11 protein-coding genes are annotated in these 14,354 nt (G+C 52.5%); 4 read left to right on the forward strand and 7 right to left on the reverse strand.

Features of this window, described 5'->3' with window-relative positions:
- Nucleotides 1-2 precede the first annotated feature (2 nt).
- Nucleotides 3-1,331: an MFS transporter gene (locus tag AC3CB2_RS18055; protein ID WP_352935080.1), complete on the reverse strand. Its 1,329-nt coding sequence runs from the start codon at nt 1,329-1,331 to the stop codon at nt 3-5.
- Nucleotides 1,332-1,591: 260 nt separating this feature from the next.
- Between AC3CB2_RS18055 and AC3CB2_RS18060 the strand changes: the two genes are divergently transcribed.
- Complete coding sequence (locus AC3CB2_RS18060; RefSeq protein ID WP_352935083.1) at nt 1,592-1,921, forward strand: FeoA family protein; 330 nt, start codon at nt 1,592-1,594, stop codon at nt 1,919-1,921.
- Nucleotides 1,905-3,728, forward strand: coding sequence for a ferrous iron transport protein B (gene feoB / locus AC3CB2_RS18065; RefSeq protein WP_352935085.1), 1,824 nt, complete (start codon nt 1,905-1,907; stop codon nt 3,726-3,728). The genes AC3CB2_RS18060 and feoB overlap by 17 nt, the downstream gene beginning before the upstream one ends.
- A gap of 6 nt (nt 3,729-3,734) precedes the next feature.
- Here the strand turns inward: feoB and AC3CB2_RS18070 are convergent, their stop codons facing one another.
- The 6 genes from AC3CB2_RS18070 to AC3CB2_RS18095 form a co-directional block, all read right to left on the reverse strand.
- Complete coding sequence (locus tag AC3CB2_RS18070; protein ID WP_352935088.1) at nt 3,735-4,793, reverse strand: siderophore-interacting protein; 1,059 nt, start codon at nt 4,791-4,793, stop codon at nt 3,735-3,737.
- A 40-nt stretch (nt 4,794-4,833) separates the two neighbouring features.
- Nucleotides 4,834-5,625, reverse strand: coding sequence for an ABC transporter ATP-binding protein (locus AC3CB2_RS18075; protein ID WP_352935091.1), 792 nt, complete (start codon nt 5,623-5,625; stop codon nt 4,834-4,836).
- The gene (locus tag AC3CB2_RS18080; protein WP_352935094.1) at nt 5,625-6,665 is read right to left on the reverse strand and encodes a FecCD family ABC transporter permease; all 1,041 of its coding nucleotides are present in this window, start codon (nt 6,663-6,665) and stop codon (nt 5,625-5,627) included. Before AC3CB2_RS18080 ends, AC3CB2_RS18075 begins: the two co-directional genes overlap by 1 nt.
- Complete coding sequence (locus tag AC3CB2_RS18085; protein ID WP_352935097.1) at nt 6,662-7,711, reverse strand: FecCD family ABC transporter permease; 1,050 nt, start codon at nt 7,709-7,711, stop codon at nt 6,662-6,664. The genes AC3CB2_RS18080 and AC3CB2_RS18085 overlap by 4 nt, the downstream gene beginning before the upstream one ends.
- Complete coding sequence (locus AC3CB2_RS18090; RefSeq protein ID WP_352935100.1) at nt 7,711-8,751, reverse strand: iron-siderophore ABC transporter substrate-binding protein; 1,041 nt, start codon at nt 8,749-8,751, stop codon at nt 7,711-7,713. The genes AC3CB2_RS18085 and AC3CB2_RS18090 overlap by 1 nt, the downstream gene beginning before the upstream one ends.
- A 69-nt stretch (nt 8,752-8,820) precedes the next feature.
- The gene (locus tag AC3CB2_RS18095) at nt 8,821-11,154 is read right to left on the reverse strand and encodes a TonB-dependent siderophore receptor (protein WP_352935103.1); all 2,334 of its coding nucleotides are present in this window, start codon (nt 11,152-11,154) and stop codon (nt 8,821-8,823) included.
- Nucleotides 11,155-11,453: 299 nt separating this feature from the next.
- Here AC3CB2_RS18095 and AC3CB2_RS18100 point away from each other — a divergent pair, with 299 nt between their 5' ends.
- The gene (locus AC3CB2_RS18100) at nt 11,454-12,092 is read left to right on the forward strand and encodes a TetR/AcrR family transcriptional regulator (protein ID WP_352935105.1); all 639 of its coding nucleotides are present in this window, start codon (nt 11,454-11,456) and stop codon (nt 12,090-12,092) included.
- A gap of 365 nt (nt 12,093-12,457) precedes the next feature.
- Nucleotides 12,458-14,131 (forward strand): cytochrome D1 domain-containing protein, encoded by a 1,674-nt coding sequence (locus AC3CB2_RS18105; RefSeq protein WP_037036452.1) that lies wholly within the window; start codon nt 12,458-12,460, stop codon nt 14,129-14,131.
- Nucleotides 14,132-14,354: the final 223 nt, after the last annotated feature.

Genomic DNA, 14,354 nt, shown 5'->3' on the forward strand with positions numbered 1-14,354 from the left:
CCCTAAGTATTTACGGTAGATGTAGTTGAGAGTTCAGCACCTTCGGCAATTTGTTGCCCCTTGCCGATGGATGCTTTTTTGAAGAAGTGCATGCTGGCCAGAATGCCTGCGACAGAGCAGACTGTGGCGAGCGAGAAGAGAATGCCGTAGCCGGAATGCTGAGCGATCATGCCCGCGGCAACACTGCCCAACATGTAAACGAGCAGGTTTGCGCAGCTTAGGATGGTGAAGTCCGTTCCAGCCTGTTTGAGTGAGCTGACCCGCATGAAGGCGCTGTAGAGGCCGACGATTTCCATGTAGCGGATAAAGGTGTTGGCCGCTGACAGGCCAACCAGAACAACAACACCGCGGTAATCCAGCAATGCAACTGTTGCGTAGCCGAGGAAACACAAGGTTCGCAGGCCGCCGATGAGCCATAGGAACTGCATCAGTCCTGCACGTTTGATCAACACCACCGCAATGGCTGAACCACCAAGGCCAACACAAGCTGCCGCTCCGCCGCTGACCATACCGATTTGAGAGAGTGTGAAGCCGAAATCTACGAGGAATGCTTGCTCGACGCCTTTCACCAGACCTTCTGGCAGGCGGAACAGCAAGGCGAAGAACAGCAGCATTAAGGTGCTGTGGCGTTTTACGAACCTGATGATGGACGGTCGTGACTTGCCCTCGCCTTCCGCCGTTTTGCCTTTGCGTGGGTTTTCTCTGAAGAAGAGCAGCGGCAGCAATGTCAGGAAGGAGAGAGCGGCAGCCGTCTCGAGTGCGGCGCTCCAACCCCACAGATCATGCAGGAATAGTGAAAGAGAACCGCCGATCAGGACGCCAGCAGCGACACTGCCGCCTTGGACCGCATTGCCCAGTGGCTGGTCTTTTGGTGCCAAATGCTCCACTGCAAAGCCGTCTGTCGCGATGTCCTGCGTGGAGGAAGACAGCGCCAGAACCATCAGCAACGGGAACAGGATGTGCAAGTGCTCTGCGACGTTGAGCGTGGAGAGATAGGTGATGATGCCAACGGAGACGAGCTGCATCGGGATAATCCAGCTGCGGCGCTTTCCCAAAGCTGCGACGTAGTATCTGTCAACCACAGGCGCCCAGAGGAACTTGATGACCCAAGGCAGCATCAAAAGTGCCATGGAACCGATGCTGACCAGACTGATGCCTTGAGCCCTGAAGATGGCAGGCATGGCTGCAGCAACCAGATAGACCGGAATGGCCTGCGCTACATAAAGCCCCGCAAGAACAACAATAACTGAGCGTGCGGTGCGCTCGCCTTGCTCAAATTGGGAGGATGTACGCCCCTGCCCTGCAATAAGGGCGTTGCTGTCGTTAGCCATTTTCTACCTAGCGCTCAACGGCCTGGCTCGAACGAGTCGCTCTGGCTAACCAATTAATTATTTTTAACTAGTGCATTACACTCATATTATCAATCTGCACATGCAACTTAATCGCAGGTAGATCCTTGGGTTTAAACAGATATCAGGCATGCCATTAGGGCATATCCCTAGGTTAGGCAGTCCTTGAGAACATTGCTTCAAGTTGGATCAGGTCAGGCAAGAAACCCATAACCACATTTCCGGGATCGGCTTGTGTATTCATGAGTTTAAACCTCAACTTCATTTCAACACCTCACAAGCAGATCATGAGCAACGCATCCCGAACACGCAGTCTCGATCAACTTCTCAAGGGTGAACGAGCTGTTGTGCGCACAATCGAGAGTGAAGAGACAGCTGATGGCCGCGCACTGGTGGTTCGCCTGAATGCTCTTGGCATCAATATCGGCAAAGAGGTGAGTGTTATTCGACTGGCCTGGTTGGGTGGCCCCATGTTGCTGCGGGTTAATCAGGCAACACAGGTGGCCATCCGCCGTTCTGAAGCGCGGTGCGTTGTTGTGGAGGAGATCAAAGGCGATGAATCCCCGGCCTGAGACAGGAGCCCAAAGCACGCCTCGGATTGCGCTTATCGGGCAGCCCAACACGGGTAAATCCATGCTGTTCAATCGCATCACCAACGCACGGGCATCAGTCGGGAACTGGCCGGGCATCACCGTGAACGTGATGCGCGCACGTGTTCCTTTGGATGGGCGAAAAGTGGAATATGTTGATCTGCCAGGGATTTACAATCTGGAAGGTGGATCTGAAGACGAAGCGGTCGTGAACCGCTTCTTGACCAAGTTTCCCGTCGATCTGGTGATCATCGTCATCAATGCCGCGCAGATCGAGCGTCAAATCCTGATGCCGTTGCAGGTTAAAGCATTGGGCCTGCCTGCTGTTGTCATGCTCAACATGTGCGATGAGGCACACAAGCTTGGCATCACGTTTGACTTGGAGAAACTTCAGGACTCTCTCAAGATGCCAGTGGCTCTTATCAGCGCCAAGTATGGCACGGGCTTTGAAGGTGCTATGAAGCAGGTGTCAGAAAGCCTCAGCTCAGAGTTTGCGAGTAAGCCGGTTCTGGCAGACTATGACTCTCTTTTCAAAACACTGATGACCGAGGAAACACTTGATGACGCCCTGAAAGGGTGTGTCACTCTTCCCCAAATATGGCCGAAGACACTCACGGAGAAGCTGGATAAGCTGTTCCTGCATCCTTTGTTGGGCTTGCCCATGTTCTTCCTCAGCATGCTGGTCATATTCTCGGTCATCTGGGAGATCGGCTTGCCCTCGCAAGACCTAGTGAGCAGCGGTGCGGATTGGGTACAGGCAACGTTGTTGGAGCCGGGGCTGGCATGGGCACCTGCCTGGCTGAACAGCTTCCTGATCAACGGCATTTGGCTTGGTCTGTCTACAGTCGCCTCTTTTGTGCCTTTGCTCGTGCTGTTCTTCTTCTGCATGGCAGCCGTGGAAGACAGCGGTTATCTGGCCCGGGCAGCTTTTTTGATGGATGCCTTGATGCGGCGTGTCGGATTGGATGGCAGGGCGTTCGTTATGCAGATGATGGGGTTCGGCTGCAATGTTCCTGCCTTGATGGGGACACGCGTGATGCGGACGCGCTCACTACGGTTGCTGGCTATGCTCGTTATTCCGTTTTCGCTGTGCTCAGCACGGCTTGCAGTGTTCGTCTTCATCATCAGCGCCACCTTCCCCAGCTCCAAGGGGGCACTCGTTCTCTTTTCCTTTTATGTGATCAGCTTTCTCGCAGCTTTTTCGACTGCAGCGATCTTCAGTTTTTCGCGCCAGTTTAAAAGCAAGGAACCGTTTTTACTGGAAATACCGCCTTACCGAATTCCAACGGTGAAGCAGGTGCTTTTACGCGGTTGGGGTGAGGTACGCGAGTTTATCAGAAGAGCGTCGCGCTTCATCGTCATCGGTTGCATTCTTGTGTGGTTGCTGACGAACCTTCCTGTTGGTGCAGAAGGGCTGAACACCTATGGCGGTCAGCTTGGGGTTCTGCTTCAACCGATTATGGAGCCAATCGGCATCAACCCTTATCTCACCCTGGCATTGATCTTCGGCTTCATCGCAAAAGAGATTGTGATCGGGTCGCTTTCCACCATCTACGCTCTTTCTACCAGCGGTGTTTCTCAAGCCATTACGATGAGCGTCACACCGCTAGAAGCCTACAGCTTTTGCCTGTTCTGCCTGCTTTACACGCCTTGCCTGACAACCATCGCTACAGTTCATGCAGAAGGGAAAAGCTGGCGCTTCACAAGCTTTTCCCTGATCCTGTCACTCACCTATGCCTGGGCGGTGTCCTTCATCTTCTATCAAGGTGCAAAACTGCTTGGGTTTTAAGAGGAATTACGCCTCTTCCCAGAACCCAGCGATGTAGCAGTTGTCCGCCTTGAAGCCGACTTCATTGCGGAAGTGTTTGCGGGCTTTCTTGGCCGTTTTCTTTTCGGCTGCAAACCAACAGAATGCCTCTTGTACATTCGGAATTTCGATCTGCTTTGCTGCTTCAAACAATCCATCATGCCCAACAGCATCACGATAAACCCACTCAAGGCTCATGCCCTCTGGCAGCGGGATGGGTGTTTCCATTCCCTTTTTGGAAACGCTGATCACCACGGCACCTTTTGTGCCTTTCGGAGAGCTTTCAAGAATACGGGAGATCGCCGGGATAGCCGTTTCATCCCCTGCCAGCAGTAGATAGTTTGCTTCCGGAATCCAGCCACCACCCGGGCCAAGCAAGCCCACTGTGTCTCCCTCAATAACTCGAGCTGCCCAATCTGCAGTTGGGCCACCTTCATGGAGGAAGACATCAAAGTCTATGCTCTGCACTGCTTTGTCGAACTGGCGCACCGTATAAACCGGACGCATCAGCTCATAGTCACCCTCAGGCCAGACTGTGCGACCTTTGTCATCCCAGTATGGCCAGTGCGCCTCAAAGCTTGGGTTCTTGGGGAAGAGCAGACGGAAGTGCAAACCACCTTCAAAAAAGCGCTCAATGCCCTTTGCTGAGACAGTCACCCGGATGAAGTTAGAGCTGAACGCAGCTGTGCGGACAACGCGAACTTCCAAAAAGTTTGGCGGGTGTACACCAGCGGTAAAATCTCCACTCCAAACCATCTGAGGCGGAATATTGATGTCGATGTGTCCGATCAGATGTTCAATGCTTTCCTTCACCAGATGCAACGCATCCTGAGATGGAGCGGAGATCGTCATCTTTGCCTGCGCATCCACCTTTACAAACTCAACCATCCCAAGTGGAGAGTTCACGCGGTAATGCTTGCCGGTGATTTCCTCTAGCGTCAGATTGTGAAGCTTGGCTTCCGCGCCAAAAAGCTCAATGGCTTTATCAAACTCGATGCCAGGAATGAGGCTTTCAATTTTATGGAGTTCTACTGCGGTGGTTGTCATCAAAGTGCTCGTCTAACTTATTGAAATTGTTTTTTTGGCATCAAACTGGAACAACCAGTGGAGTCCCCTTCACCGGATCCGGCATCACATAACAATCCAGTCCGAAGGTAGATTTCATGATGTCTTTGGTGATTGTCTTGCCTGCGCTGCCCTGCGCTTCAATCCGGCCATCCTTCATGACCACCAGATTGTGCGCGTAGCGTGCGGCAAGGTTGATATCGTGCAGTACAGCGACAATTGTCATTTGCTGCTCTTCATTGCATTGTTTGAGAAGCTCCAGCAGCTCGATCTGATGAGCGAGATCCAGAAAGGTGGTCGGCTCATCCAACAGCAGCAAATCAGTTTCCTGCGCCAACGCCATAGCAATCCAGACACGCTGGCGCTGTCCTCCCGAAAGAGAGCTGAAAGGCTTGTCGCGCAGCTCGGTGACCTTGGTCATCTCCATGGCTTTCTGGATCGCCTCTTCATCCTGACGGGACCATTGCCGCCAGACAGACTGGTGAGGCGTACGACCGCGACTGACCAGATCTCCCACCGTGATCCCTTCTGGCGCAACAGGCATCTGAGGCAGGATGCCAAGACGCTTGGCAACACCGCGTGTGGGCTGTTTATGGATAGATTTTCCATCCAATAGCAAAGTGCCTTCTGTTGGCTTCTCCAATCGTGCCAGCGAGCGGAGCAGCGTGGACTTTCCGCAAGCATTGGGGCCGATCACCACAGAGATCTTTCCCCTTGGGATTGCCAGATTGAAGTCTTTCAGGACAACGTGAGAGCCAAACGAAAGCCCGAGATCTTTGGCTTCCAACGGCGCATTTTCTTGAGTCTGAAGCATTAGATAAGATTCCGTTTCGCCTGCCGTGCAAGCAACCAAATGAGATAAGGAGCACCAATCAAGGCAGTAAGCACACCGGTTGGCATCTGGAATGAGGCAACCAGTGTCCGGGCAGCTGTGTCCGACAGCAGCGTGACCAGAATGCCAATACCCGCGGCCAGGATGAGTGCTGAAGATGGTGTTTTGGACAGTTGCCGTGCGATTGGCCCTGAAACGAACGCTACAAATGGAATTGGCCCAGCAACGGCCACTGCGGTGGCAGTCATCACCACGGCAACGGCGACCAACAGCAAGCGAAGGCTGTTCACCTTCAAACCGAGGCCCGTTGCCAGGTCTTCATCAAAAGCGAGCCTGTCCAATGAGTATTGCAGCACAATGCTCAGAGAACCCAGCACCACAAACGCAATCGCAACCGGAGCGATATCCTCCCGCTGGATTTGCCCTAGGCTGCCAACAAGCCACTTGGCCATATCGGATGCACGCTGAATATCCAGCTGCGACATGAGGAAGTCAGCACAAGCCAGCAATGTAAAGCCAATGCCAATGCCCACCATGATCAGGCGAAAGAGATCAAGCCCACGTTGCCAGGACAAGGCAACAACCAGCACAGCTGTCAGCACACCTCCGACCACGGCTCCCCAGAACACATAGGCAGCAGAGCCAAACAGGAAGATTGTCAGAAGTGCACCAAAGGCGGCGCCAGCGTTGAACCCAAGCACATCCGGTGAGGCTAGCGGGTTACGCATCAACGCCTGGAAAATCGCGCCGGACATGCCCATAAGGCCGCCAACAAAAACGCCCACAAGAATACGCGGCATGCGCACATCCAGCAGGATGAGCTGATCAACGCTGTTCTCACCACTGAACATAAGCGGCAAGATCCGATCCGCAGCGATTGGATAAACACCGAGCCAATGGGCCGCGAACATCGCGATCAACGTAAATGCCAGCAACACGCAGCCGACAGCAGCGCTGCGCTTGCGCATAAGAAGCGCGCCGCCCGGTAGCGGAACGACGAGATGATGGCCAAGCAACTTCATGGAGACATCATCCTTGTTTTTCTGAGGAGATAGACAAAGAACGGACCGCCCACTAATGCCACAGTGACACCGATTTGCAGCTCGCGACCTTCAAGAAGAACGCGGCCAAGAATATCGCCGGCCAGCACAAACAGAGCTCCCAGTAAGGCGGAAAACAGCAGCAGCCAGGCACTGTCTGCACCACTGAACCGGCGTGCTACATGAGGCACGACGAGCCCCACAAATGCGACGGGCCCAGCCAGAGCAACAGAACCACCTGACAGACAGACTACCGCAAACAGGCTGAGGCCTTTGACTAAACCCATTTTGGTTCCAAGTGACTTCGCCAGATCTTCACCAAGAGAAAGAGCATTCAGCCAACGACCGAGGATGAGACAGGAAACAAAGCCGGCAGCAAAGAAGGGCCAGAGCTGCAGTAGCACTTCGGGCTTCACGCCCTGCAGCGAGCCAACCACCCAGAAGCGGTAGGTTTCCAATGTTTGCTGACTTACCAGCAGAACTCCACGGACAAGTGCCAAAAGAAACGAGCTGACAGCAGCCCCTGCCAAAGCCATCCGCAAAGGGCTGGCACCGCCCTGCCCAAGATTGGCAAGAGCATATACGGCGAGGCTCACCACGAAGGCACCGGCCATCGCAGGCCAGATGAACAGGCCCGCCGCAGAAATGCCTGCACCCCAAATGGATAGCACCACGGCCATGGATGCCCCGGCATTCACGCCAAACAATCCCGGATCCGCCAGCGGATTGCGTGTCACAATCTGCATGATCGCCCCAGCCATGGCCAAAGACGCTCCAATCAGCAACGCGCCAATCAAGCGCGGCACCCGCATTTCCATGATCACAATGTGGTCTGGGTTGTTTAGGTTCGTCGCCCACAAAGCATCGGTGATTGCAGATAGCGGAATGGACCGCACACCAGCACCGAGCGAAATCACCGAGAGAACGACCAAAAGGATCACAAGCGCAAGTGACCAGCCACCACGAGATTTACCCGAAACCCTGAGATTGTCTACAGCACCCATACGCTGAGCAACATCAACAAACATCACTGCCCCTCCATTTGCTGTGCTTGCGTGATGCCAGCCTCAACAGAGGTGGTCACTGGTGTCGCCGGATCTCCATCAATGGCGGCGGCAATCAGCGGTTCCAGCTGGTCCAGAGCAAAGTTCAGGCTGAGTGGAGAGGAATGCGAAAGCGCGGCAGCAATCATCGGTGTCGCAACGACCTCACGCCCTTCTCTATAAGCCCGCATGGTCGGGCGCAGACGTAGGGTATTGATCTGCGACGCGCCTGAGCCAAAATCGAGCCAGATCAGAACATCTGTATCGATAGGGTCCAGATCTTCCGGTGAAACACGCACATAAAACAGATCACTGCGAACAAGTGCTTCGACCTTTTCGGATACGATGAAACCAAGATCGCTCAAAAAACGCCCACGAAGGTCTGACGATGGGTAAGCGCCAATATCTCCCGGCCAAACCACCACTGCGGATTTGTCCAACCAGTCCGGATGGTTCTGTTTGATAGCAGCAAAGCGGGCATCCAGATCCCGCACCACTTGCTCCCCTTTTTCAGCACGCCCAACAGCCTTCGCAATCGTACGCGTCATCTGCTGCCAGGGTGTACCGTAATCACCATAATGCTCTTCTGGGACAAGAACCGGTGCAATCTGTGAGAGGATCTTGTATTGAGTACGCGTCATATCGGACCACAGGCCTAGGATCAGATCAGGCTTCAACGCAGCGATCTGCTCCACATTGATCTCTCCCCACATGACCGTTGGTTTGGCATCCCCCAAAGCAGGCTGGGCCCACGGCCAAACTCCATTGGGATAGTTGCCATACCAACGCCGCAACGCCACAGGCTTCACGCCCAGAGCCAGCAAAAAGTCATGCCCGATGAAACTGACAGATACGATCCGCTTGGGCGGAGAGGTTACTGTCGTTGTCCCGTACTGGTGTTGGAACACCGCGGGAAAGTCAGTGGCCTCTGACTGCTGAGCACTCACGAAAAGCATTGCCAGACACAGTGCGCCGCCTAGCAAAACCCGTTCTAACTGTTTGATGCATGCGTGGATGGAATGCATGTCTCTCTCACAAAACCAGCCACGGACTGCAAAGCCCGTGGCATCAACTCATTTTCTGTTTAGGAAAGTCTAGAAAGTACTCGTCAACTGAAGCCGCAGCTCACGGCCCCGACCATAAGTACAATTCATGGAATCCATAGTTGGAATGGCAAGCCCAAGTGATGGATCTGCCAATGAGGCTGTTCCGCAATGACTGATGTAAGACTTGTCAGCAAGGTTGCGCCCGGTGAAGGAGAGCTTCAGATTGTTGTACTCATAGCTCACACCCGCATCGAACAAAGTTACGGCATCCAGCTGCACTGTGTTCTTTGCATCCGCGTAGCGGTTTCCCAGATAACGAGCACCAGCTGCAATGCTGAGGCCATCCAACCAGTTGCCCTGATCAGCAAAATCGTATTTCAGCCAGAGAGAACCGGAATGTTCTGGTGTACGCTCCAGCTGTTTACCTGCCAGTTTGCCGGTCAGATCCTTCGTGATTTCTGTATCCAGGTAAGTGTAGCTGGCGAGCGCAGATAAGCCACTGAACAGCTCAATTGCGCCTTCTAACTCGATGCCCTGAGACCTGACTTCACCCACCTGCGCCCGGTTTGCTGAGTTATCCGGATCAGAAACCACCAGATTGTCTTTAGTGATGTGAAAACCAGTGACGCTGAAGAACCCATTGAAGGATTCTGGTGCATACTTCAGCCCAACTTCAAACTGCTCTGCAGTGGTTGGGTCGAAGACTTTTCCGTCTGTGGTTACACCCGCCGGTGGAACATCAAAAGATGTGCCATAGCTGACAAACGGGATCAGTCCTAGATCACTGACATAAGAAGCACCAATACGGCCTGTGAGAGCGGTATTGTATGTGCTCTCCTCCGCAGCTATCGCACCAGGGGAAGCCAGCTTAGCTTTGGTTTCAGTTGACAGCCAGTCATGACGCAAGCTCAGATCTAGGCGAAACTTATCAAAGATCTTCGAGTTCGCGGCAGCATACACACCAGCCTGCGAAACCTTCTGATCCTGATAACCGGTTTGTGGTGCCAGCAGTCCATCAACATAAGCATAAAATGGATTGTCTCTTGCAGGATCACCAGTGGTTCCACCAGCCTTGAGAATGAGGCCGAGATCATGGCTGATATCACCAGTCTTTAGATTTTTCTCACCAGCATAACCACCACCCAGATCAGCTTCTGACTGACCTTTATAAAGATCTACGCCAGCTACAAACTGAGTTGTAACGGCGCCAAACTCCTTATCCCACTTGAGCGCTGTATCAACGGAGCCCTGCCAAGCGGTTTCATCCACTTCATGGGCGATAAGAACCGCGGTATCAATACCCGGAACAGCGGTTGGACTGAGGGTTAAGCTATCGAAATCAAGCGCGCCGCCGTTGTAAGCGCTATCATAATTAATTTTGTTGTAGGCCAAACGAGCACGGTGATAGAGCTCGACACCACCTCCAAAATCATGGTCCAACTCGTAGCCAACGTAGTGCTGATCGCGGTTCAAACCTTTGCGGTCAGGATCACCCGCAAAGGTGCTGTAGTCGAAATCACCGTCCTGCTGGTTACTCTTCAAAGTACCCATACTTGGCAAGATCTGCCAGCTGGCACCTTGAATGTCTTTTTGATACTGCGCCAGCAATGTTAGCTTGGTGTTGTCACCAATTTTGGCCGTGAGCGACGGTGCGAAGTAAAGACGATCATCTTTAACTTCATCTACCTGCGTATCAGAGAGCCGCCCCACACCAACCAAACGATAGCTGATGGGTGAGTCCTCTGACAAAGAACCTGTCACATCTGCAGCAATCTGCTTTCGGTTATGGTTGCCATAAGAAGCTTGTATTTTGGCCTCAAAGTCCTCCAGTGGGCGCTTGGTAACAGTATTGACCAGACCACCGGGTTGGTTGGCACCGATCAGATCAGAAGAAGGGCCGCGCAACACTTCAACGCGCTCAACACCAAACGGCTCAATGTTCCACCCACCCCACGCAAAGATGCGCAACGGCAAACCATCTCTATAGTTCACACCGCCGACACCGCTTTCAAAACCACGGACTGTGTAGTTATCGTACCGAAGGTCAAAACCGTAAATTGCAGGCATGACACCCGCACTATAGGAAATCGCATCTACAATAGACTCTGCGCCCTGATCTTCCATCTGCTGGGAGGATACAACTGAAACAGAACGTGGCGTTTCTTCAATAGGCAAGCCAATGCGGCCTGCGCTTGCTGTTTCTGTCGGAACATAGCCGAGCGTTGGCGCTAATGCGTCTTCGGCAACTGTCGAGCCGTAGACAACAACTTCATCCAGATCCTGATTGGAAGAACTGGCCTCTTGCGCAGCTGCAATTCCGGTAAGCAGCAGCAGGCTGATGGAGGAGCCAGACAGAAGCGCAGACTTGTAGTGGATGCCCATGTTTCAAACACCTATTCCACTGATAACCGCCCCAATGGTGTCTGGCTTCTGGCTTGACGCTTAAATTGGTTGGAGCTTAATCATTTGATTTTTCAAAATTTTCAGCGATTGCAACAACTTCAATTTCTCAAATCAAAAAGTTGAGCAATAACTCGATTTTTACTCCAATAGATAATATGACTTTATAAGTCAAGATATTCAGTGAGTATATCTGCTAATTCTTTTCCAAGGGGCTTGCCTCTGGAAATCTTGTTGGGCAGAACACAGTAAAGCGAGATTAACAAAGGACAGCCATTTCCATGCCATCCCTGAACGAACAATCCCTCGCTTTGCGAAAGAAGGCCAAGCAACAACGCTCTCGTGAAAAGATTGAACTGATCCTGCAGACCACTCTGGACATGCTGAGCGAAGGTCAGGTCGATAAGATCAACACCAATGAAATAGCGCGTCGTGCCGATATCAGTGTTGGCTCGCTTTATAACTTCTTTCCCAACAAGCAATCGATCTTCTACGAGCTGTTCCGCCGTTGGCTGGAGAATGCTCTAAACGGATTGGATGAGCTGGATGCGCGCTATGATGGCAGCGAACCTATCCGCGATTACATCGATGACATGTTTGAGCAGATGGCAATCAGCTATGACGCCAACTCTGCAGGCCACTGGCAACTGCGTCGCTCCATGAATTCCTCAAAAGAGCTGTCAGAGCTGGAAGAAGCTCACGTCAACCAGATCCTCTCCCGCTTCATCCGCATCCAGGAAAAGTTCGGTCGCTCTTTACCAGAAAACCCGCAGCGCCTCGCCTACCTGCAAAACCTCATTAGCGTCTCCTGCCTCAACATCATCGCCCTCACCACCGACCCAAAAGAACGCCAAACCGTCATGCACTGGTGCAAAAACCTGCTTTATCTGGTGTTCGATCTGGAAAGGCTGGAGGAATAGAGGACTGATTAATTCTGAGTCCCTCACTCGGCTTTAGAATCAGTTAGCAGCTAGCTGAGTCCACACGTTCAGTCGGTCACCGCATTATATATATTACGTATATTCAATAGGTTACCTCAACATCTCAACTCCTCCCCTCACACGCCTACCTACGCCTAGTCTCTTTTAGCTTTTCAAAATATGTGCATGAAACTCCAGATTGAGACGTTCTGTCGCAATGTCGCTGGAATGGGGAGTTTTCTGCGATTTTGGGAGGTGTGATGTTTCAGAAAGGGGCTCTAAGTTTTCTTGCTTAACATTAGTCAAGGAGCGTGACGGCTGATCAATTCACTGTGACATGGTCTCACCAGCATTGGAGTTTGAGAATGTTACAAAAAAAGAGACGTGGGTCAGGTTACGCGTTAGCGGCCGGCTTTGCGATGCTGCTCGGTAGTGCAGCTGCGCCCGCCTTTGCAGAAGGTCCGACACTGAGCGAAGAAGCTTTTGAGCGCTCTAAGCAGCTCTATTTTGAGCAGTGCGCAGGTTGTCACGGCGTTCTCCGTAAGGGTGCAACAGGTAAAAACCTGGAACCTCATTGGAAAAAAACGGGCAAAGACGGCACCGTGACTGAAGGTGGTACCCTTCAGCTGGGTCAGGAACGCCTTGAGAAGATCATTGCCTGGGGCACCGAAGGGGGCATGAACAACTTCTCGGAAATTCTGACCGAGCAAGAAATCAAGGACATGGCGACCTACATCATGTTGGATCCGCCAAAGCCGCCTGAAATGTCGCTCACCCAGATGAAGCAGACCCGCAAGGTTTATGTCGAAGAAAAAGACTACCCTACAAAGCCTATGCATGGCCGCAACTGGGAAAACTTCTTCGTCGTCATCGAGCGTGACGCTGGTAAAGTGGCTGTCATCGACGGCGACACCAAAGAAGTTCTGGTCCACATTCCAACCGGTTATGCGGTGCACGTGATCAAAGCATCTGAGCACCATAAACTGGAAGAACCAGAGCAGCCAGGTCGCTTCTGGTACACCATGGGCCGTGACGGTAAGATGACCAAGATCGACCTCTGGCAGACCCCAGACAAGATGCTTGTTTCTGAAGTTACTGTTGCGTACGACGCTCGCGACGTTGCGATTTCCGGTGACGGCAAATACGTAATTGGTGGTGCTTACTGGCCTCCACACTTCGCTATTGTTGACGCTGTAACCATGGAACCTCTGAAAGTGGTTTCCACCCGCGGTTACAACACTGACGGTGACTACGTAGAAGAAAGCCGCGTTGCTGCTATCTACACCACACCTAATGAGCCAACATGGCTGGTTGCGGTTAAAGAACTTGGCCAGATGTGGCAGGTTGATTACACCGATATCGATAACCTTCGTATCGAAAAAATCGACTCCGCTAAGTTCCTGCACGATGGCTTCTTCGATCCAACAGGTCGTTACTTCCAGATCGCTGCAAACGCATCGAACAAAATGGTTGTAGTGGACACCAAAGATCGCAAGCTCGAAGCTATGATCGACGTTGCTGCTCTTCCACACCCAGGCCCAGGTGCTAACTGGAACGATCCTAAGTGTGGTCCTGTTGCAGGTACAACCCACCTCGGCGTAGGTACTGTATCTGTATGGGGTAACGATCCAGCAGGCCGTCCAGATGAAGCTTGGAAGAAGTGTTACGAAGTTGAAACAGACGGCCCAGGCCTCTTCATCCGTACACACCCTAACTCCAAGTACGTATGGGCTGACCAGACCAAACACCCAGATCCTGAAATTCAGCAGGCTGTTCAGGTGATCTCGAAAGAAACCGGTGAGATTGTGAAAACAATCACCATCACCGAAACAGAAGGCAATGCCGCTGTTCACTTCGAGTTCAACGCAGATGGTACTGAAGTTTGGGTATCCAACTGGAACATGGGCGACTCTCTGGAGCCAAACGGTGAAATCGTTGTCTTCGATGCTGAAACACTCGAAGAGAAAACCCGGATTAAGGGCCTTTACGCTCCAACCGGCAAGTTCAACGTTTACATCCGTTCGAACCACGTAACTTAATAAGATCTAATGATCTTTTGGAGGGGCGGGCGCCACGCCCGCCCTTCTTTTTTATCAGCGGCATCGCGACTGAACGGCTGCGCACCAGCCGGAGATGACGGATTTGCTCCCCGTATCTTGAAAGCCGACCGCATACGACCCGGCAAGGATGGGTCGACAGAAAATCCAAAATGGAGCCTGGAAATGACCCAGTCCAACGATACGGAAAAGAAAAAGCCGATCT

The organism is Pseudovibrio sp. SCP20 (assembly GCF_057774105.1).

Bases quoted from the DNA above. Each gene is read 5' to 3' on its own strand.
- AC3CB2_RS18055 (WP_352935080.1), bottom strand. From the start codon at position 1,331: ATGGCTAACGACAGCAACGCCCTTATTGCAGGGCAGGGGCGTACATCC.
- AC3CB2_RS18060 (WP_352935083.1), top strand. From the start codon at position 1,592: ATGAGTTTAAACCTCAACTTCATTTCAACACCTCACAAGCAGATCATG.
- feoB (WP_352935085.1), top strand. From the start codon at position 1,905: ATGAATCCCCGGCCTGAGACAGGAGCCCAAAGCACGCCTCGGATTGCG.
- AC3CB2_RS18070 (WP_352935088.1), bottom strand. From the start codon at position 4,793: ATGACAACCACCGCAGTAGAACTCCATAAAATTGAAAGCCTCATTCCT.
- AC3CB2_RS18075 (WP_352935091.1), bottom strand. From the start codon at position 5,625: ATGCTTCAGACTCAAGAAAATGCGCCGTTGGAAGCCAAAGATCTCGGG.
- AC3CB2_RS18080 (WP_352935094.1), bottom strand. From the start codon at position 6,665: ATGAAGTTGCTTGGCCATCATCTCGTCGTTCCGCTACCGGGCGGCGCG.
- AC3CB2_RS18085 (WP_352935097.1), bottom strand. From the start codon at position 7,711: ATGTTTGTTGATGTTGCTCAGCGTATGGGTGCTGTAGACAATCTCAGG.
- AC3CB2_RS18090 (WP_352935100.1), bottom strand. From the start codon at position 8,751: ATGCATTCCATCCACGCATGCATCAAACAGTTAGAACGGGTTTTGCTA.
- AC3CB2_RS18095 (WP_352935103.1), bottom strand. From the start codon at position 11,154: ATGGGCATCCACTACAAGTCTGCGCTTCTGTCTGGCTCCTCCATCAGC.
- AC3CB2_RS18100 (WP_352935105.1), top strand. From the start codon at position 11,454: ATGCCATCCCTGAACGAACAATCCCTCGCTTTGCGAAAGAAGGCCAAG.
- AC3CB2_RS18105 (WP_037036452.1), top strand. From the start codon at position 12,458: ATGTTACAAAAAAAGAGACGTGGGTCAGGTTACGCGTTAGCGGCCGGC.